The 20,759-nt window shown below is 38.9% G+C and carries 19 protein-coding genes; 5 read left to right on the top strand and 14 right to left on the bottom strand.

The features are described 5' to 3' along the window. The first annotated feature begins 206 nt into the window (after nucleotides 1–206). Together LAV82_RS16815 and LAV82_RS16810 are read left to right on the top strand one after the other, a co-directional pair. A complete protein-coding gene (locus LAV82_RS16815; RefSeq protein ID WP_013057327.1) occupies nucleotides 207–659 on the top strand; it encodes a DUF1641 domain-containing protein in 453 nt (150 codons plus the stop codon). A 33-nt stretch (nucleotides 660–692) separates the two neighbouring features. Next, entirely contained in the window at nucleotides 693–1,871 is a 1,179-nt protein-coding gene (locus LAV82_RS16810) for an NAD(P)/FAD-dependent oxidoreductase (RefSeq protein ID WP_013057328.1), read from the top strand. Nucleotides 1,872–1,916: 45 nt separating this feature from the next. Here LAV82_RS16810 and LAV82_RS16805 read toward each other — a convergent pair whose 3' ends face one another. From LAV82_RS16805 to LAV82_RS16790, 4 genes are all read right to left on the bottom strand, one after another. Then, nucleotides 1,917–2,873, bottom strand: a complete 957-nt coding sequence (locus LAV82_RS16805; protein ID WP_013057329.1) for an AEC family transporter — start codon at nucleotides 2,871–2,873, stop codon at nucleotides 1,917–1,919. A 12-nt stretch (nucleotides 2,874–2,885) separates the two neighbouring features. Further along, nucleotides 2,886–4,589 (bottom strand): NAD-dependent malic enzyme, encoded by a 1,704-nt coding sequence (locus LAV82_RS16800; protein WP_097812512.1) that lies wholly within the window; start codon nucleotides 4,587–4,589, stop codon nucleotides 2,886–2,888. A 241-nt stretch (nucleotides 4,590–4,830) separates the two neighbouring features. Continuing rightward, the gene (locus LAV82_RS16795; RefSeq protein ID WP_211079497.1) at nucleotides 4,831–6,282 is read right to left on the bottom strand and encodes a M20 family metallopeptidase; all 1,452 of its coding nucleotides are present in this window, start codon (nucleotides 6,280–6,282) and stop codon (nucleotides 4,831–4,833) included. Between the two features lie 22 nt (nucleotides 6,283–6,304). Then, nucleotides 6,305–7,528: an MFS transporter gene (locus LAV82_RS16790; RefSeq protein ID WP_264388080.1), complete on the bottom strand. Its 1,224-nt coding sequence runs from the start codon at nucleotides 7,526–7,528 to the stop codon at nucleotides 6,305–6,307. A 168-nt stretch (nucleotides 7,529–7,696) separates the two neighbouring features. Between LAV82_RS16790 and LAV82_RS16785 the strand changes: the two genes are divergently transcribed. Further along, nucleotides 7,697–9,775, top strand: coding sequence for a helix-turn-helix domain-containing protein (locus LAV82_RS16785; RefSeq protein WP_499716519.1), 2,079 nt, complete (start codon nucleotides 7,697–7,699; stop codon nucleotides 9,773–9,775). A 17-nt stretch (nucleotides 9,776–9,792) separates the two neighbouring features. Here LAV82_RS16785 and LAV82_RS16780 read toward each other — a convergent pair whose 3' ends face one another. The 4 genes from LAV82_RS16780 to LAV82_RS16765 are packed head-to-tail and all read right to left on the bottom strand — an operon-like array spanning nucleotide 9,793 to nucleotide 12,531. Further along, complete coding sequence (locus tag LAV82_RS16780; RefSeq protein WP_013057334.1) at nucleotides 9,793–10,263, bottom strand: pyridoxamine 5'-phosphate oxidase family protein; 471 nt, start codon at nucleotides 10,261–10,263, stop codon at nucleotides 9,793–9,795. Between the two features lie 21 nt (nucleotides 10,264–10,284). Beyond that, nucleotides 10,285–10,509 carry a non-oxidative hydroxyarylic acid decarboxylases subunit D gene (locus LAV82_RS16775; RefSeq protein WP_029322150.1) on the bottom strand — a complete coding sequence of 75 codons (225 nt, stop codon included), beginning with the start codon at nucleotides 10,507–10,509 and terminating at the stop codon, nucleotides 10,285–10,287. A 16-nt stretch (nucleotides 10,510–10,525) separates the two neighbouring features. Then, nucleotides 10,526–11,947 carry a non-oxidative hydroxyarylic acid decarboxylases subunit C gene (locus LAV82_RS16770; protein ID WP_013057336.1) on the bottom strand — a complete coding sequence of 474 codons (1,422 nt, stop codon included), beginning with the start codon at nucleotides 11,945–11,947 and terminating at the stop codon, nucleotides 10,526–10,528. 2 nt (nucleotides 11,948–11,949) lie between these two features. Next, on the bottom strand, nucleotides 11,950–12,531 hold the full coding sequence (locus LAV82_RS16765; protein WP_013057337.1) for a non-oxidative hydroxyarylic acid decarboxylases subunit B: 582 nt from the start codon (nucleotides 12,529–12,531) through the stop codon (nucleotides 11,950–11,952). Nucleotides 12,532–12,644: 113 nt separating this feature from the next. On the opposite strand from LAV82_RS16765, the gene LAV82_RS16760 reads away from it, so the two are divergent. Continuing rightward, the gene (locus LAV82_RS16760) at nucleotides 12,645–13,514 is read left to right on the top strand and encodes a LysR family transcriptional regulator (RefSeq protein ID WP_013057338.1); all 870 of its coding nucleotides are present in this window, start codon (nucleotides 12,645–12,647) and stop codon (nucleotides 13,512–13,514) included. 70 nt (nucleotides 13,515–13,584) lie between these two features. Here the strand turns inward: LAV82_RS16760 and LAV82_RS16755 are convergent, their stop codons facing one another. From LAV82_RS16755 to LAV82_RS16740, 4 genes are all read right to left on the bottom strand, one after another. Next, entirely contained in the window at nucleotides 13,585–14,541 is a 957-nt protein-coding gene (locus LAV82_RS16755) for an AEC family transporter (protein ID WP_029322155.1), read from the bottom strand. A gap of 706 nt (nucleotides 14,542–15,247) precedes the next feature. Next, nucleotides 15,248–15,652: a YkvA family protein gene (locus LAV82_RS16750; protein ID WP_057236131.1), complete on the bottom strand. Its 405-nt coding sequence runs from the start codon at nucleotides 15,650–15,652 to the stop codon at nucleotides 15,248–15,250. 99 nt (nucleotides 15,653–15,751) lie between these two features. Further along, on the bottom strand, nucleotides 15,752–16,033 hold the full coding sequence (locus LAV82_RS16745; RefSeq protein ID WP_211079117.1) for a hypothetical protein: 282 nt from the start codon (nucleotides 16,031–16,033) through the stop codon (nucleotides 15,752–15,754). A gap of 88 nt (nucleotides 16,034–16,121) precedes the next feature. Further along, complete coding sequence (locus LAV82_RS16740; protein WP_013057342.1) at nucleotides 16,122–16,757, bottom strand: DUF1796 family putative cysteine peptidase; 636 nt, start codon at nucleotides 16,755–16,757, stop codon at nucleotides 16,122–16,124. 234 nt (nucleotides 16,758–16,991) lie between these two features. On the opposite strand from LAV82_RS16740, the gene LAV82_RS16735 reads away from it, so the two are divergent. Continuing rightward, on the top strand, nucleotides 16,992–17,996 hold the full coding sequence (locus tag LAV82_RS16735) for an LLM class flavin-dependent oxidoreductase (RefSeq protein ID WP_499716518.1): 1,005 nt from the start codon (nucleotides 16,992–16,994) through the stop codon (nucleotides 17,994–17,996). Nucleotides 17,997–18,023: 27 nt separating this feature from the next. On the opposite strand, the gene LAV82_RS16730 is transcribed toward LAV82_RS16735, so the two are convergent. Together LAV82_RS16730 and glcD are read right to left on the bottom strand one after the other, a co-directional pair. Continuing rightward, complete coding sequence (locus LAV82_RS16730) at nucleotides 18,024–19,343, bottom strand: (Fe-S)-binding protein (RefSeq protein ID WP_029322164.1); 1,320 nt, start codon at nucleotides 19,341–19,343, stop codon at nucleotides 18,024–18,026. After that, a complete protein-coding gene (gene glcD / locus LAV82_RS16725) occupies nucleotides 19,340–20,752 on the bottom strand; it encodes a glycolate oxidase subunit GlcD (protein ID WP_029322166.1) in 1,413 nt (470 codons plus the stop codon). Before glcD ends, LAV82_RS16730 begins: the two co-directional genes overlap by 4 nt. Nucleotides 20,753–20,759 lie beyond the last annotated feature (7 nt).

Genomic DNA, 20,759 nt, shown 5'->3' with positions numbered 1-20,759 from the left:
TTCGCTTTATTTTTTATAAACTTTTATTAAACAAAGGGTTACGAGGTTCTTCACTTATTTTTTCAACAAAATGAGTTGATTTTATCTCGTATTAAAATTAAAATAGAATTATGTGCAAGATTTCACAACTTCACAATGTAGTTTGAAAGTCTAGCAGATAACTAGGAACTACATATGCAACAGTATCCAGCAAAGGAGGACTTTTCATGTCTCAATCAACTATTCAAAAATCAGCTGCAGAGGAAAATGCTGCTGTACAAACAGAAGCGGCAGTTAACAAAGGTCAAGCGGATGTGTTAGATCAATTGTTAAAGCCTGAAGTACAAGAAGCTCTTACTGTTCTTGTAGATAATTTACCAAAATTATCTGAAATGGTAACGGTGCTTACAAAAACTTACGACGTTGCGCAATCATTATTAACTGACGACGTATTAAAAGAAGATCTACTTGGTGGAGTAAAAGAATTTATCGAGCCAGTAGAAGGAACAGTAAAAGGTCTTGCAGCTACTGCAATCGAAGCAAACGATCGTGCAGAAGCAAATGCTTCTAATTCAATCGGTTTATTCGGTTTATTACGCATGCTTAAAGATCCACAAGCTCAAAAACTATTCCGCTTTGCACAAGCGTATTTAGACATTACAAACGAAAAACAAAAATAATTTTCATTAAAAAGTGTGGACGGAGGATCGACTATGTCAAAACATATTTTAATTTTAGGCGGCGGTTACGGTGGTTTATTAACTGCAATGACAGCTCGCCAACACCTAAGTGCGGATGAAGCAAAAATTACAGTAGTGAACCGTTTTGCTACTCACCAAATCATTACAGAATTACACCGTCTAGCTGTAGGCGGCGTTTCTGAACAAGCGGTAGCTTTACCACTTGATAAATTACTTAAAAACTACAACGTTGATTTAAAAATTGCAACGGTAAAAGAAATCTCACCAGATCAACGTGAAGTATCTCTTGAAGATGGTACAAAATTAAGCTACGACTACCTTGTTACAGCGTTAGGTAGTGAAACTGCTTACTTCGGTATCCCTGGTTTAGAAGAGCACAGCTTCGTTCTTAAATCAGTAAATGATGCAAACCGTTTACGTGCACACGTAGAAGCTTGTATCGCTGAATACAGCAAAACAAAAAATAAAGCTGACGGTACAATCGTAGTTGGCGGTGGCGGATTAACAGGTATCGAACTTGTTGGTGAATACGCTGACTTAATGCCAAGCCTATGTCTAAAACACGGTGTTGATCCAAAAGAAATTTCTCTATACTGTGTAGAAGCAGCTCCTACAGTTCTTCCAGGCTTCCCTGCTGAATTAGTAGAGCGCGCTCAATCAAGCTTAACAAAACGTGGCGTTACATTTGTTACTGGTACACCTGTAACAAAAATGGATGCTACAACTGTTGAACTTAAAGACGGCAGCAAAATTGAAACAAAAACAATGGTATGGACTGGCGGAGTTCAAGGTAACTCTGTAGTTGCTAACTCAGGTATCGAAGTAAACCGCGGTCGTGCACTTGTAAATGAATTCTTACAATCTACATCTCATAAAGATGTATTCCTTGCTGGTGACTCAGCGGTTGTAATGGGTCCAGAAGGTCGCCCTTACCCACCTACTGCTCAATTAGCTTGGCAAATGGGTGAAGTTGTAGGCGTGAACTTAGCAGTAGCTATTCGCGGCGGAGCAATGGAATCATTCGTTCCTGTCTTCTCTGGTACACTAGGAAGTCTTGGACGCAAAGATGCAATTGGTACAATCGGCGGAAACAAAACGCAATTAAAAGGTTTACCAGCATCACTTATGAAAGAAGCAAGTAACGTTCGTTACTTATCTCATATCAAAGGATTATTTGCATTAGCTTATTAATCCGTCTTAAAACGAAAGAGGAATTCTCCTCTTTCGTTTTTTTATTTACATAAGCCAAGAAATAAGAAGCGGCAGCGTAATCAACGATAAAATAGCACTAATGACAAAAGCAGATGCGGTTTCGTTTTCCAAACTTTCAAACCGCAAAGCAATCATCGCAGCTACAGCAGACCCAGGAAAAGCTACCAGTAAAATAGCTTTTGTCACTTCATCTGAAGACAGCCCTATCCATACTGCAATTCCGAGCATAACGATGGGTTGAACCGCCACTTTTAAGACAGCGATCCCAAGCGCGCCTTTACTGAAGTTAATTTTTCCAATTCCAATCGTTACTCCTACCGCAAACAAAGCCGCTCCCGATGTGATACTTCCGATTTGATCAAGCATATCCTGTAAAAGTTTAGGTGACTGAAAGCCGCAAAGCGTTAAAATCACCCCAATTAACGGTACACATGCCAAAGGCTCAGATAAACCATGCAAAATGGAATGAACCGTTACTTTAAATAAACTTGTTTTCTCTTCCCCTTCTTTTCGCCCCCGTTGTCCAACGGTTCCTAAAATCGTTGCCAGCGGATCTAAAATCGCATTCACCACGATTCCTGTTATGGCAATTGGAATCGCTACTGCGCCTGCACCGAACAATCCTCCGAGTACTGGGATGCCCATAAAAGCAAACGTTGGCTGAGCTGAGTTTAGGGCAAACATAGAAGAGGCAGTTAACGTATGCTTCCCTGCATACTTCACGACGAGCAATATAATGAGATAAAACCCGACGATTCCTAAAATCAGCGCTACTAAAAACGGCCATTCGTCTATGAGTGTTTTTCTTGGCGTTGTCGTTACACCTACAAATAGGTGTGCAGGAAGCGCAAACTTCGTTACTAATGTGTTGAGCCCCTTAGACGTTTGCTTATCAAATTTTTTAAAGTGCCCTGCTAAATAACCAAGCAAAATGACAAAAAAGATAGGCGCGAGAATGAGAAAAATTTGACCTATGCTCATTTATCATTCACCTCATTCATTTTTTGCCTTAACCGGTTTATAAACAGGCTGCCATACCGCTGCTTCTACAAGTTCATTTACATTTTGCTCGGCAACAGTTGCTACGTTATCTTTTACAGCAGCATCGGCAACTGCTACAGCAACCGCCTTTGATACTTTTTGAAGATCTTTAATGTTGGGAAGAAGCGTATCTCCTTTTGTGTCTGTTTCTGCTATACGCGCTACTGCATTGGCTGCTTCTGCAAACATAGATTCAGTAAACTTTTGAGCGCGAACCACAATTGCACCTAAACCAAGACCCGGAAACACAAATGCATTATTAGCCTGTCCGATTTCATAAGTGTGCCCGTTATATTCAACGGGTTCAAATGGACTTCCCGTTGCAATAAGGGCTTTTCCTTCCGTCCATTTTATAATATTTTCCGGAACAGCTTCAGCAAGTTTAGTTGGGTTTGAAAGCGGCATAATCACCGGGCGCTCTACATGCTTTGCCATTTCTTTAATAACTTCTTCGGTAAAAGCATCCGTGACGCCTGACGTTCCAATTAAAATCGTTGGCTTCACTTGCTTGACAAGCTCCAACAGTGAAATTTTATTTTCATCGTCTTTTTCCCATTCTTTAATCTCTTCATTTTGGCGAACATACGGCTGTTGAAAAGGAGCTAAATCTTCCATATCTTCGGTTAACAGACCTCTATAATCATATGCCCAAAAACGATCATATGCTTCTTCTTCAGACAGCCCTTCAAGCATCATCGCACTATGAATACGATCAGCATTCCCAATCCCAGCAGATCCCGGTCCAAATACAACAACCCTCTGATCTTTTAAAGGCGTTCCTGTAATACGCACCGCTGTTAAAACGGCTGCAAGAGTAATTACTCCCGTTCCTTGAATATCATCATTAAATGTTAAAATTTTATCGCCGTATTCTTTCATAATGTGACGCGCGTTAATATTCCCAAGATCCTCCCAATGAAGAAGCGCTTTAGGAAACTTGGTCGTTATTTCTTTTACAAATTGAGCAATAAAACGATTATAGTCTTCTCCTTTTACTCGTTCATGACGATTTCCTAAATACAAAGGATCTTCAAGAAGCTTTTTGTTATTGGTCCCCATGTCGAGAACAACAGGCAGTACGCGGCTTGGGTCAATTCCTGCTGCAGCTGTGTAGACTGCTAACTTTCCAACTGCAATATTTATCCCTCCTACACCCCAATCCCCGATGCCGAGAATACTTTCTGAATCCGTTACAACAAGCAAATCAATATCTTCGCTGTCGAGTCCTAAGTTTTCAATCGCATCACTTAATCGATCCGCTTCATTTACAGATAAATATAGTCCGTCAGGACGGTGGTATTCATGGCTGTATTCTTGAATGGATTGACCTACAGTAGGCGTGTAAATAATAGGAAGCATTTCACTTAAATGATCGGTTAATAAACGATAAAATAAGACGACGTTTCGGTTATGTAGATCATTCAACGAATTATTTTTTTGAAGATCATTCGGTGCTTTCTTGAACTGCTCATATGCTCTCTTCACCTGTTCTTCTAACGTTAAAACCGTTGGAGGAAGAAGTCCCTGCAGATGAAGGTTTTCTCTTTCTTCTTCAGTAAAAGCAGAACCTTTATTTAAATAAGAAGTGGATAAAACTGATTTTCCTTTTAGTGAAGTTGAAATTGACCCATCTTTTTCTACTTTATATGCTCTCATGTTTTTTTACCTCTTTTCCTAAACAATTAGATAGGGTTAGGTTCAGCAAAGAGATATATTTTTAACCATTTATTTTTAATGAAAACAAAAAAAGAGATTGAGCCATAACTACATCGATCCAATCTAAAGACGAACAAACGGGATAAATGAAACCTGCGTTCAACCTAACAATAAAAAAATCCGAACGATTCATCGTTCGGATCTTCCTTACACGAAAATACGTTTTTCCCCGCCTCGTTTTTTATACCACGCTGTAGTCTTCCTCCTCACTTTCTGAGTAATTAGGTGGCTGTATATGCGAAGGCACAAGACATTCATAGCTTTCCCCTTCTAGCCTATCCTCCAGCTCTTGTTTCGCTTGACTAATCAGCTCTTGATTTTCTATCATTTCAATTGCCGTAGCCGCGATGGCTTTTCCAGCCAATAACATTGCATCATGGGCATACTCCGTTTTCCCTTGAGCAACAGCTTGCCATGTATGAAACGGGGTAGCATAAGCCCACGTTGCGGTCACGCACTGTGCAGTTGGAACATTCCAGCTAACGTCTGCGACATCAGTTGATCCTGTCATGAAGGAAACATTTTTAGACATAGGAGCAATTTGGTTAAAGACTGGATGATCCGCTAAAGCTCTGTCTAGCAGTGAACCCACTTGTTTTTTTGCTGCTTCTTTATCTTCAGCGGATGTAGACTCGTAAATAGCTTTGGCAAAAGCTATTTCTTCTTGTTTCACTTCAGCCAAATTTATCTGCATCATTTGCTTATGCATCAGCTGCTCCATTGTTTGATTTGGAATTAGGTTAGCGCAGGCTCCTTGAATTTGCTGTTCCATTTGTGTTTCAGTCATTAAAGCCGCTCCCTTTGCAATTTTCACAACCCGTTCATAAAGTTCTTTTACTTGAGATGGCTTCGGAGCACGAATTAAGTACATCACTTCCGCTTCTGCTTGAACAACATTAGGAGAGATGCCTCCGCTATTTGTAATGGCATAGTGTACGCGCGCTTCATCTATCATATGTTCACGCATATAATTTACACCAATATTCATCAACTCTACAGCGTCTAAAGCGCTTCTGCCAAGATGAGGACTAGCAGCTGCATGACTGCTTCTTCCTTTAAATTTAAAAGTTGCTTGCATAACCGCATTCGATGACGTGTGCATAACACCATTAACGGTAGCCGGATGCCATGAAAACGCGACGTCTACATCTTGAAAAAATCCTTCTCGTACCATATACGTCTTTCCGTAACCACTTTCTTCGGCTGGACATCCATAGTATCGAACGGTCCCCGGAACATTTTTTTCTTTTAAATATTCTTTGACAGCAAGTGCAGCTGCTAGTGAGCCTACACCAAGTAGGTTATGTCCACACCCATGGCCATTTCCGTTTTTTTTGAGTGGATCTGCTACTGCGCACTTATCTTTTTGACTCAGCCCGGTAAGCGCATCGTACTCACCGAGAATAGCGATGATCGGATAACCGTGCCCATAGCTTCCAATAAAACCTGTTTCAAGGTTAGCGATATGTGTACGAAGCGTAAACTCTTCTTTTTCTAACATGTCGCAAATCAGCTGTGCCGACTTATACTCTTCAAACCTCGTTTCTGCATATTCCCATATTTGATCACTGATTTGAGTTAGCTCGTTTCGCTTTTTTTCAATAAGTTGTTCGACTTCTTTAATAATATCCATGAGACACTCTCCTTTTTCTTCATTATTTAACAGCATTTTGTGCGTCCACTACCACTTTTGCAGGTCGAATCGAAAATAACGAAATAGCACAGACAAGAGCGCAGATAATTAATAAAGCAAACGCTGCATTATACGACCCGCCAAACGACTGTACCAAAAAACCAATAAGCATCGGTGTTAATACGCCGGCTGCTTGAGCCCCTGTATTAATAAAACCATTTGCTGAACCGACCACTGATTCAGGCAACATTTTTAAAGGAGCTGAAGCGATTAAAATCACATTAAACGAAAACAGCAAGGTGACTGCGCTTTGAAAAACGATAAACATGCCTACGCTAGGTGAAATGGCCATGAAGCAAAGAAAAATACCCATCAGTAAACCAAACACCGCCGCTATCGTCTTGTCTTTTCCATCTGGAAGCTTGTCTAAAACAAAGCCGCTAACAAACATTCCTATAATGCCTACAAATGCAGGGATAGCGGAAAGAAAACCGATGTCCGTTAAATTCAGATGTCTTACTTCAGCTAGATATGTAGGCATCCACGACATGAGTCCCCAGTTAATGGCGTAGATACTGAAGTATGCAATAAATAAATTCCAAATCATCGGAGTTTTGATAATTTCTTTTAATGTCATCTGCTTAGCAGGAATAGCAGAAGTCTCTGTTTTTTCTCCCTGTTGCTTTTCTTTTAATAAAAATACAAACAGAACTGTAATAACGAGTCCGATGGCTCCTATGATATAAAAGATACTTCTCCAGCTTATCGTTTGCATCAGCTGCGTCGCTAGAATTGGTGTAACCACGCCCATAATCGTACCTGACGATAACAAAAAGGACATGGCTCTACTGCGTTCTTGCTGAGGAAACCACCCTGCGATTCCTTTTGATGCAGATGGAAAGTAACTTCCTTCCCCTAAACCAAATAAAAAGCGAATGATAATAATAGAAGCAAAAGACCAGGCCATTCCGGTAAAAACCGTAAACAAAGACCATAAAAGCACGGCAATTGTAATGACTTTTTTAAATCCAAAGCGGTCTGCTAGCCACCCCCCAGGTATTTGCATCAGTGCATAGCCTGCAAAGAAACTGCTTAAAATGATGCCTGTAGAAGAGGCATTAAGATGTAAATCTTTTGAAATATCTAAAATAGCGTAATTAATAATAAAACGATCTAAGTTTCCAAGCGACCAGCCTAAAAATAATAAAAATAAAATGACATATTTCCAGTTTGACCTTGCTAGCATAAATGCGCTCATCCCCTTTTATTCCATTTAATGTAATGTTTTGTAACAAATTAATTCGTTATATAAATATTAAAAAATTCTGACTATTTTTTCAATGTGTATTTCTATATAATAAGAACTATAACTATGTATTTTTTTACATTAAGTAGTCTATAAGGGGTTGTTGACGTGAGTGATTTATTAGCTAATATGAAAGGTTATCTTACATCTATTATTAAAAACAGTTCTTATCAGATTTGGGCAAGTATTGATTCTGCAAATTTCAACGTGATTTTTTCCAGTTCTTCATGCTCATCCCTGACTTACACTACTCCCACTAGCCTACATAACGGCAGTGATTCCTTTCAAAAGCATACGGCATATGAAGAGTTCGAGGAAATTTACTTATCCTTTCCAAACCGCTATGCGTTTGTTGTTCGCATATTTGCTAAGCATGACTGGACACCCCCACAAATAAAACAGCTATCAGCTACCTTTTCTCCTTATATGCTGCAAAAAAAGCTAGAGCGGCATGAGCACATTTTAAACGTGCTTATGAAAAGCATTAAGGAAATCTCACTTTTACAAGACTCAGATTATCTATTAACAAGAATTCTTGAAAATGCTCTTTCAGTTATTTCTGTTGCGGATATGGGCGTGCTGTGGATGTTTGATTCTTCCACGCAATTTCTTTTGCCTCGCGCCTGGTCCGGGGGGCCAAACAATGAAATTCAAAACATGAAAATGAAAGTTGGCGAAGGAATTATCGGAAAGACATTTCAGCATAATAAAAGCTATATGTATACGAACTTAAAAGATATATTACGCGATTCTTCTACTATGACTGACGATAATATTCATTATCTTAATCAGTCCTATACGTTTACAAACATTCAATCTATTATTTCTGTCCCCATTTGTATGGAAGAACAGACCGTATGCGTACTCATTATTTATCAAAATGGTACAACCCCTCTTTTAACTGAAGAGGATAAAGAATTGTTAGAAAGCTTTTCCGATCAAGTATCGATTGCTCTCTTAAACTCAGCGCTTTTTGAAGATGTAAAAAAACAAAATGAACTTTTAATACGTCGCGATCAAATTCATCGCACCTTCATGAATGTTTCACTTCAAAGTAAAGGAATTGAACCAATACTTACCGAATTGCGCCGAATGATTACATCTCCTGTCACCATTGTAGATTTTGTTGATAATAAGACCTATGGCTTCTTGAAATTCTTTGATATAGACACAAAAACAGCTGAATTTCACACGCATTTTCTTTCACATACAAAGCCTTGTTTTTATACTATTGAGGCAAACAATGAGGCACACAGTGTGTATATTCACCCCATACACGGCATTGACACGCTCTTAGGGTTACTTATTATGCAGGCAAATCAAGGAGATCTTTCCTCTCTAGATCAAGTGGCACTCGAACAAAGCAGCTCTGTTATTGCATTAGAAATGCTGAAAAAACAAACGTTAGTTGATTTATTTTACAAGCGAACACATGAATTATTTAGTGAATACTTATCGTGTTATGACACCACTTTGCTGTATCAAAAAGCTGCTGAGCTAAACATTGATACAAAAAAGCATATTCTAGTCGCTCTCATTACCATTCGTTCACAAGCGGACCTGCAGCTCTTAAACTTACACCTTCATCGCCTTGTATCTGACATCAAATCGGTTTTCAGCTCAAAAGCACCGGTCGTATACGGATTCGACACCAAAGTAACCATTGTATTTACGCTTGATCCTCATGAAGAACACCGTGCTATTATCAAACAATTAGAAGATTTACTCTCAAAATGGCGTTACTACAATGAATGTCATATAAAAATAGGTATTGGAAGTCGGTATTCTCATTTTACTCAAATAGGAAAAAGTTATAGTGAAGCTGAAAAAGCTATCTCTTACCTTCTGTCTCAGCAGCAAGATGGATGCATATTGTATGAGGAAATAGGAATTAACCGGCTATTTATTAATCAATCAAAAGAAGAAGTAAAAACCTTTATTGATGAAGTATTTCTCCCTCTTAAGAACAATCATTTAAACGACGAACCTTTAGAGCAAACGCTAGAAGCGTATTTCGATAATAACCGCTCTGCTTCACTTACAGCTAAGCAGCTTCATATTCATGTTAATACACTCTATCAGCGGTTGAAAAAAATTGAAGAAAAAATGAACATATCATTTACAAACAGTGAACACCTATTAAAAGTTCAGTTAGCATGCTATTTGAAAAAATTTCACTACAGCTAAAAAACCGATTCTTATTTTTAAGAATCGGTTTTTTCAGTAGAAAGAACAGCCTCAATTGATTGCTTCCAGCGGCTCAGTACCTCTTTGGAATCATGAAGCTGAAATTGAATTCCTGATGTTAAAACTGCATATTTTGCGTAATCTTCTTTAACAGCGGCTACTTCTCCCGTAAATAACTCATAGCCTGATAACACAGGAGCTTCTTTTTTTAGCAAAAATTTAATGTAATAAGCTTTTCCTTCAACAACTAATGTAACGGTTGCCTTATGATTCTGTATCATGTTTTTTGAAGATGTTGTATTTTTCCATACTAACAGCTTGACGCGTGAAGAGCTAATAGCTATCAGCTCTCCTGCGCTAATCATTGCTACATGAGGAAAACCCTCGGATGTCACTGTAGATAGCAACATCGCATCACGCTGTTTTCTTTCTAAGTCTTTTCCATTTAAAAATACGCGCACGGCTTTTGGCAGCTCTGCTTTATTCATTTTACTTACCGCCTTTGCTTATTAAGATCGGGGTGGCACAGGAGGCACGTGCGTTGCCAGCGGTACGTCTTTTGGATTGACTTTAAATGGTCCAGGGTATTTTTCAGGATTGGTGATGGTCTCAGGTTCAGAAGAACGCCAGGTAAACAAACACACGTCGCATAAATAAATTTCCCAGGCTCCTTCAACTGGTGATTTAGATACTACGTTTGCTTGTTTGGTTTCACATCTTGGACAAGTATGCATGTCGATTCCTCCTTGTTTATTTTTGCATCATATTCGTTAAGATTTTTTCCCATTTTTCAGTTTCAAGTGGTGTATCTAAAGGCTGAGAATAGTGGCCTCTTGTTTCCGGTGCAACTGGTGTTGTAGCATCCAAAATCATTTTATCTGTAATACCAGCCGGCTCAGATCCTGGATCAAGTGGCAGAACTGAAAGATTAGGCACTGTTATAACATCATGTTTTGGGTGCATTTTTGTTGATAGCGCCCACATGACTTGCGGTAAATTAAACGGATCCACGTCTTCATCTACTAAAATAACTAGCTTGCAATATCCTAATCCATGGGGCGTAGTCAATGCCCTCATACCAACAGCCTTAGCAAATCCTCCGTATCGGCTTTTTGTTGAAACGATAGCAACGAGACCATGAGTATACATCGCGTTCACAGCTTCAATCTCTTCAGGATATGCTTCTTTTAGCTGCTGATATAAAGGAACGCTTGTATTGATTCCAATTAAATAATCTGTTTCTGTCCAAGGCATACCGATATATAAACTTTCAAAAATAGGATCTTTACGATGGTATACGCGATTGATTTTGATAACAGGCATGCTTCTGCCACCGGAGTAATGACCTGTAAATTCACCAAAAGGACCTTCATACTCGCGTTCACCAGCTAAGATCTCTCCCTCTAAAATCACTTCTGCTCCCCACGGTACATCTAAATCAGAAAGCTGAGACTTCACAATTCTGTAAGGCTCACCTTGAATAGCTCCTGCCATTTCATATTCTGATTGATCGTAATGAAGCGGCGTAGCGGCTGCTGTGACAATCGCAGGTTCACATCCTAAAGCAATTGATACAGGGAGGTTTTCACCTTTTTCTTCGGCTTGTTTCAAGTGAATGGCAATATCATGCTGTGGCACGGGCTGAATGCCTAGACGGTCTTTCCCTTTGACCTGCATACGATATATGCCCACGTTTTGTTTGCCGAAATTCTCCTTATCATGCTGATCACGAGAAATGACGCACGCTTTATCTAGATAATAGCCGCCGTCTCCTTGATTTAAGCGAAACAATGGCAAAAGGTCGAATAAGTTGATATCATCTTTAATTTCACACTCATGAAATGGCGCTGTTTCTTCCCTTTTCACTTTGACAGGAAATTTTTCATATCTCCGAGCAAACTCAAAGAACTGTTCTTTTACAGGAGTTGATTTAGGCAGTCCCATCATTAACGCGTGATTTGACCAGGAACCCATTACGTTTAGAGCTACCTTTGCATTGTTGTACCCATAAATATTGGTAAATAATAATCCCGGCGTTTGGTCTCCTAAATTACTGATGGCTTGACCTGCTGAACCTAAATCTGGATCAGGCTGCACTTCATCTGTAACCGTCAGTAGCTGCCCTTCTTTATGTAGCGTATTAAGGAAATCTCTAAAGTCTTTATAAGCCATGTTTATTTTCCTCCTTGTGATAAATGTTTAATTCCATTCCATCTTTTTGCCTCAGGAAGCTCAATTCCTAATTGATCTAAAGTTCGAACAGCAATATGGGTGACAATATCCTCAATCGTCTCAGGCTTGTTATAAAATGCCGGCATAGGAGGCACGAGGATAGCTCCCATTTTTGAAAGATCCAGCATGTTTTCTAAATGAATCGTATTCAAAGGCGTTTCTCGAGGAAGTAGCACCAGTGGCTTTCTTTCTTTTAGCATCACATCTGCTGTTCTCGCTATTAAGTTATCTGCTAGTCCCATTCGAATAGATGCTAATGTTTTCATGCTGCAAGGACTAACAATCATTCCATCTATGCGAAAAGAACCGCTCGAAATTTTTGCTGCTTGGTCTTGATATGAATAACAATAATCTGCTAGCGCTTCTACTTGCTGAACGCTATAGGGTGTTTCCAGCTTAATTGTGGCATGAGCCCAAGGTGACATGACTAAATGCGTTTCAACAGAAGCCTTCTTCAAAAGCTCTAAAATTCGAATACCTAAAATAGCTCCCGTAGCTCCTGTGATTCCTACAGCTATTTTCATTTCTCTTCCTCCTCTCTGCTTTGGTTACACATTTAACTTTACACTCATTTTCCATACAATTAAAATATTGATAAAATATATAATAATACCTTTAAAGTATGGAGTTGAATACAGTGGAATTAAGACAGCTGCATTATTTTATTGTCATAGCTGAAGAATTAAATGTGACCAAAGCAGCAAAGCGCCTGCATATGGCTCAGCCTCCTTTAAGCAGGCAGCTAAAACAGCTCGAAAATGAGCTGGGCCTTTTGCTTTTTGAACGAAATAATAACAAGCGCTTATTGTTAACGGTAGAAGGAGCGCTTTTTTTAAAACGAGCGAAAGAAATTGTGCAAAGGGTCGAAAAATCAGTATTGGAAGTACAGGAATGCAAAAACGTAACAAATGAAAAACTTGAAATCGGATGTACAATCTATTGTGCATCAACGGTTCTCGATAAGCTAACTCTTATTCAAAAACAGTATCCAAACAGCACATTTAATATCTATGAAAACGAGCCAGCTCACTTAAACGAATTATTAACGGAAGGAAAAATTGATGTAGCAGTCACTACTACTGACTTACCTTATAAACATGTCAAAACAAAAACACTTGCACCAGATGTTTTTGTTGTAGCCGTTCCCAAAGAAAGTGGTTATGCAAAAGAAAAGATTTCAGTCGCTGAAATTGCTTCTCTCCCTCTTATTCTTCTTCGCTCAAACCGGGAAATAAGCATATATAATCGCATTGTGAAGGAATTTGAAAAGATGGGTATAACACCTAACATTTTATGCGAATGCCATGATTCAGCGATGCTTCTTAATTTAGTATGTCGTGGCCTTGGTGCTGCCATTGTTCCTTATTCGATGCTATCTTCTTTTTCACTAGAACATATTAAAATTTTAAACATAGAAGATAATCCATTTGTAATTGAGCCTTTAGTTACGTGGCGTACCGACAGTTATCTTCCCAAAATCGCCCAAGAATTTTTAAAGCTTTTTTAAATATAAATGCACAAAAAAAGACTTTGCTAAAATAGCAAAGCCTTTTTTTATTTTATATTGATATATGTGACTACATTAACCAAGAAATTAACAGCGGTAATGTAACAAGTGACATAATGGCACTAAGTACGAATGCTGAAGCTGTTTCACCAGCTAGGCTGTCAAAGCGAACTGAAATCATCGCTGCTACAGCTGAACCTGGGAACGCTACTAATAATACTAATTTTACGATGTCAGCTGATGATAGACCCATTGCTGTTGCAATTCCTAACATTACAAGCGGCTGAATAGCCACTTTTAAAATCGCAATACCAAATGCCGCTGGGCTAAATTGAATTTTACGGATACCAATTGTTACCCCAACTGCGAATAGAGCCGCACCAGATGTAATTGAACCGATTTGATCTAAGCTGCTTGATAGTAAATCTGGAGCTTGGAAGCCGCATAATACTAATATTACTGCGATTAACGGAACACAGGCTAACGGCTCAGAGAGACCGTGTAAGATTGATTTAATCGTTACTTTAAATAAGCTTTCTTCTGAATCGCCTTCACTTCTTTCACGCTGTCCAACCGTACCAATAATAGTTGCTAAAGGATCAAGCATCGCATTTACTACGATACCAGTAATTGCGATTGGAATTGCTACTACATCCGCGCCAAACAAGCTACCTAATACTGGAATACCCATAAACGCAAACGTTGGCTGCGTAGAGTTTAAAGAAAACATAGACGCGCCTGTTAAAGAGTATTTAAATACATATTTTGCAACAAGTAAGAAAAGAACATAAAATCCAATAATACCAAGAACTAATGCTAGTAAAAACGGCCATTTTTCAATAAGCGTTTGTTTTGATGTTGTAGTAATACCAACGAATAGATGTGCAGGTAACGCAAATTTTGTTACAAGCGTATTTAACCCTTTAGATGTTGTTGCATCAAACTTTTTAAAATACCCTGCTAAATAACCTAGCAAAATAACAAAAAAGATTGGGGTTAAAATAATAAAGATTTGACTAATTTCCATTTTTGAACACTCCATTGTTTAGATTAGAATCAATCATATAAATTTGCTTTCTTAGAAAGATAATTATCTTCTAAGGCTTGTCTATGGATATTGTTTACGTCAGGCCATTCATCTCCCCTTTTGCTAAACATCTCTACAAATATGAAGTAACGTATAATGGTTCATGAAAACGCATGGACTTTGTTTTTCTGCAATCATTTATTTACTTCGAAGCTGTTCATTTATTTAACATCAAATCACACAAAACTTGTCATACAATACAGTAACTATACAACCTTAGTAAAAACTTGTCATACAATCATGTTGTTAGCTTACTTAGGCTGAAAAAAAACACCTTCAAATGAAAGATGCTTAATCTTGTGACGAAAGAAAGCTACTTCTGATTGATGAGGAAGAATCTCTAAGAGTTTGAAACTCTCAGTTAAAAAGTTCCATAATTTCACAAAGTTTTTACAAACCATCTTACTTATTTGTATATTGCTTTCTGTGACGAATTTATGAACATGTTTTAACTTAACATTTGTAGGGCAATTATTCAATTACATTGATTAAAATTTTAATGAAAAAAATATTTTAATCCTGTTTTTTTACATAAAACGGATTAAAATAGTCACAAAGACCTATATATTAACGGTTAAAAAGAAGATGATTCATCTATCACCTTCTTTTGCTCACTTTATTTAATAATTACATTTCGATCATAACGTTACTTTATTTTAGCATCAATAATGGAAAAGTTGTGGTCTTCTGAAAACCACGTTTTAATTTTTTCTTTTGCTTTCAGTTTAACACCTTCATCAATGTACATGGCAACTTGAATCAATGCAAGCCCTAGAGCTCCTAAATCATCTGTAAATCCAACTCCTGCTGCGAAGTCTGGAATTAAATCTAGAGGAAGAATAAAGTAACCTAATGCTCCTATAATAACTGCTTTTGCTTTTGGCGGAATATCAGGCTTTTGCAGCGTGTAGTATAAAAGCAATACGGCATAAACAACGTTTGCTCCCGCTTTTTTACCAAACTTTTTAAGCTTGTCCCAAAATTTTTCTTCCGAGTAATATTTGGCTGTTTCCTCTGTACGAACGGGTACAATTTCTTGTTTCTCTTCCATATCGATCACCCTTTCATCACCATATGTACTTATTATAAACGATTATCTCTACCGAATTCCATTGAGAGCTTAAACTCCATAAACCTGCACAAAGCAGGCTTATGAACTTTTTAATGAGTACTGCTTCATAACGATGGTAACTAAGTCATTCAGCGCTGTTTCACTTTTAGAATGATTTTCAAACTGCTGAATGAGATCCATATGTTCAAGCAGCACTTCGTAATTACCCGTCATCTTTCTCAGAACTTCATATGCGGAACTATTCAAATCCACTTGTATTTTCAAATCCTCCAGCTGTACTAGATACTCATTCCAGCGCTGGTCTTGTTCTAGCAGCAGCCATACAATTTCTTTTATCGCCTTCCGTACATTGGACTCCATCTTTTCATCTCCTTTGATACACAGATATAACAAAGTCTATGAAAAAAACGAGCTTTTTCATTCCCGTATTAAACAAAAAGAGTTCCTTTTATTTTATAACAAGCCCGCTTAAGAGCTCTTCCCATACTTTATCATCGCGCAGCACATCCATTGAAAAAATAGGTGCATGTAAGACACATGTATAAGGCAAGTCCCAGTTAGCTGCGGATAAAAGTTCTTTTTCACTGTTTGTCAGCAGCAGTATATAGAAATCGTTCTTGACCATTCCCTTTAAAATATGCTCTAATTCTTTCGCTTCTTCATACGTTCCACCCATACGAATAAACAATATACAAGAACTGGTCTCCATCGACGTTAAAAATCGCTCCGTTCTCCGTTCATATTTTTCTTTGACTTCATTATATGAAAGCCAGTTATTCTCTGTATTAATAGACGACGGAAAATCATGAGCAGAATCAATTTGATACACCTTATCACGCAGTCTAAGCGTGGAACCATCTCCGAAAGAACTAATATAGGTTAAGTGTTCATATACAAATAAGTCTTTACAACGATTTTTCAACAGCTGATTGACATGAGAAAGAGAAATGCTAATACACCAATCAATCACGCCCGCTTGTTTTCGCAAAAAATATTTTTTCATGTATATCCCTGGAAAACAGTTATAGCCTAAACTGTATATCATATCGTACTGCTTGCTTTTTAGTTCATTTAAAGTAACCATGTTCATCCTCCCTTCTACTATAAAATATGACAGCTTTTTATAGAAAGAGGCGGCTTCTGCCTTATGCCGTACAGGCTTTTTGCTTCTTAAAAACTTGTGTAAATAAAGAACAATAACTTAAAGAAAAATAACCGAAGCAAAATATTTTGGAACTCGAAAGATTATTGTTAAAATACTTGTATTCCATTGAAATAACAAGGCCTATGAAGTCTTTAAAGAAAGAAGATGAAATTGATGAGTAAAGCATTAAAAGATATTCCGATTTCCGTATTAGATCTTTCTCCTGTAGTTGAAGGAGGAACTGTATCTGACTCACTTAGAAATACATTAGATTTAGCTCAGCACGCTGAAAAATGGGGGTATAACCGCTATTGGCTAGCTGAGCATCATAATATGACAGGTATCGCAAGTTCCGCTACATCTGTTGTGATTGGTCATGTAGCTGCAGGCACGTCACATATTCGCGTAGGCTCTGGAGGTATTATGCTTCCTAACCATTCTCCGCTTGTTATTGCTGAGCATTTTGGCACGCTTGAATCACTATTTCCAGGACGTATTGATTTAGGCTTAGGAAGAGCGCCAGGGACAGATCAGCTGACAGCACAAGCACTTCGACGCGACCGCAGAAGCGACGGCAGTGACTTCCCAGAACAGCTAGCTGAACTGCAAGAGTACTTTAAACCTGCTTCAGAAAGTCAGATGCGCGTCAAAGCTGTTCCGGGTCAAGGTTTAAATATTCCGATTTGGCTGCTTGGCTCAAGCGGTTTTAGCGCACAGCTTTCTGCACAGCTAGGCTTGCCATTTTCATTTGCAAGTCACTTCTCACCTAATAATACAATGACAGCTCTTAACATGTATCGCCGTTATTTTAAGCCGTCCGACGTTTTAGAGAAACCATATGCAATGTTAGGTGTAAACGTAATCGCTGCTGATACAGATAGAGAAGCTGAACGTTTGGCTACTTCTATGCAGCAGCAGTTTCTAAGTTTAATTCGAAACACACCGGGTAAACTAAAAGCTCCTGTGGATAATATGGATGAACTATGGACTGACTTTGAAAAAGCTTCTCTTCAACAGCAGCTGGGCTCTTCTATTGTCGGAAGCCCTGAGACGATTAAAGTCAAGCTTGAACAGTTTATTGAAGAAACAGAAGCAGATGAACTGATGATTAACGCTCAAATTTACGATCACAAAGCTCGCCTTCGTTCGTACGAAATTGTTTCTCAGCTGTTCAAATAATAAAAAGGCCGGACGTGTCCGGCCTTTTTATTTGCTTTCTACTGCTTCAAGAAGTAAATCTGCAAGATGAACGGCCCTTACACTTTCTTCTACTCCTTCTCTGACTACCCCTAGCTTCATTTGAATGAGACAGCCCGGGTTCGCTGTTACAATCGTATGTGCATGCGTTTCTTTCACTTTTTCCATTTTGTAATCTAAAATTTGCATAGACATCTCTTGTTCCGTTAAGTTATAAATACCGGCTGAGCCGCAGCAATGATCCGCATTTTCCATTTCATTAAACACCGTTCCGTTAATCGCTTGGATCAGTTTTCTCGGTGCACTGGACGTTTTCATCACGTTTCTTAAATGACACGAGTCTTGATACGTAATAATTTGACTTGGCAGCGATAACTTTTGTTTTTCCACAAACTGCTGCTGCAATAAAATCTCTGAAAAATCTTTAACTTTGGCAGAAAAAGCCGCTGCTCTTTCTTTCCATTCCGGTTCCTCTTTTAATAAATGATCGTATTCTACCAACAGCGCACCGCAGCCTCCTGCATTAAGAACAATATCATCCGCTTGAATGGATTCAAACGCCATAATATTTTGCTTCGCTAACTTCTTTGCCTGATCTTTTTCTCCTCCGTGCGCATGCAGCGCGCCGCAGCATGTCTGCACCTCTGGTATGACGACCTTACACCCCGCTTTTTGTAAAAGTACAATCGTGGCGTTGTTTGTTTCCATAAACATCGTATCCATTAAACACCCTGTAAAAAAAGCAACCGTACGCTCTCTTGTTCCTTCTGCTTCAAATAAAAAAGGCCGTTTCTTCATTTCTTTTTTTGTTGGCACAGGCGGAAGCGTTTTTTCCATTTGCGCTAGATTACCAGGAAGGGCGTTTAGTATGTTTGTTTTTTGAACAGCTTTTTGCAAGCCGCTTCTTTGATAGAAAGCAAGCAGAGAATGTACATTTTTTAATCGTTCTTTATGCGGAAAAAGCTGTTCAAACACCATATGCCTGAGCGCTTTTACCGGCCATTTATGTCGTTTCTTCTGCTGAATAATATCACGCGCTTCTTCTAGTAAATGCCCGTACTTTACACCCGAAGGACAAACAGGCTCACACGCTCGGCAGCCAAGGCAAAGGTTCAATTGCTTTTCAACGGATTCATCAGGTTCAATGAGCCCATCTACCACTCCTTTCATCAAAGCAATTCTCCCGCGCGGTGACGCTGCTTCATATTGATTCGTTTGGCCATACGTCGGACAGCTTGGCAAACAAAAACCGCATCTCATACAATTCATTAACTCGTCATAATCTAACCGTTCTTTGAATGCTTGCTGAATGTCTTTTGTTGCCGTCATGAACGAACCACCACTCTTTTTCTCGTGTCTTTAGCAAAAATTTTCCCTGGATTCATAATTCCTTGCGGGTCCAAAGCATACTTAATTGCTTTCATCGCAGCTACTCCTTCTCCGCCCATCTTCAATGCCAAATACGGTGCTTTCATTTCTCCCACTCCGTGTTCACCTGTAATCGTTCCTCCAAGCTCAATGGCTTTATGAAAAATTGCTTCAAAAGCTTGTTCGACGCGGTGAAGCTCTTCTTTGTCACGCGCATCTGTTAAACAAGTCGGATGCAGATTTCCGTCTCCCGCATGACCAAACGTACAGATCTTAACGTTATATGTTACAGCAATTTCATTAATCGCTTTGACCATTTCACTAATTTTAGACCGTGGGACGGTTGCGTCTTCTAAAATCGTCGTTGGCTTCATCCGTGCTAAAGCAGAAAGGGCTGATCTTCTTGCTGTACTTAACGCTTCTGCTTCTGCTTGCGAAGCGGCTACTTTTACCGATACAGCGTTTCCTTCGGTGCAGATGCGTGAAATCATTTCAATATCGCGCTTCACTACTTCTGGCGGACCATCTTGTTCAATCAACAAGACAGCGTTTACATCTGTTGGAAGGCCAACTTGTGCAAAATCTTCTACTACTTCACACGTCGGCTGATCTAAAAATTCAAGCGTAGCTGGAATAATTTTATGTGCAATAATAGCTGAAACGGTCTTAGCAGCTGCATCCATGTCTTCAAACAGTGCGAGCAAGGTTTGTTTTGTTTCTGGTATTGGAATGAGCTTTAAAATCGCTTCTGTCACGACGCCAAGCGTTCCTTCAGAACCGACAAACAAGTTCGTTAAATCGTATCCAGCTACATCTTTAGCTAACTTGCCTCCCGTCTTAATGCAGTCGCCGTTTGCAAGAACTACTTCAAGACCAAGAACGTAATCTTTTGTCACGCCATATTTTAAGCCTCGTAATCCTCCTGAGCATTCATTGATGTTTCCTCCGATGGTTGATATTTTCATAGAGCTTGGATCAGGAGGATAAAATAAACCTTTTGCCTCTACAGCGTTAATTAAATCTAACGTAATAACACCCGGCTGAACGGTAACCGTTAAATTTTCTTCATCAACTTCTAAAATTTTATTCATTCGGTTAAAGGTAAGAACAATTCCGCCTTGCGTGGGACACGTTCCTGCGCTTAAATTTGTACCTGAACCTCTTGGAACAATGGGCACGTGATCTTCGTTGCATATCGTTAAAATTCTTTTCACTTGATCTTTGTTTTCAGGCATAATAACCGCATCAGGAAGCGACTGAAAGTTAGGTGTTGCGTCATAGGAATACACGAGTCTTGCTTCACTGCTATCTTGAAAATTGGCTGATCCTACAACTTCAATGAGCTTTGCTTTTGTTCGTTCATTAAGCATAACGTTC

The sequence above is a fragment of the Bacillus sp. ILBB4 genome, from assembly GCF_035064545.1.
Taxonomy (GTDB): Bacteria; Bacillota; Bacilli; order Bacillales; family Bacillaceae_H; genus Priestia.
The sequence above is the reverse complement of the archived record's forward strand: the minus strand, read 5'-3'. Positions and strand labels throughout refer to the sequence as shown.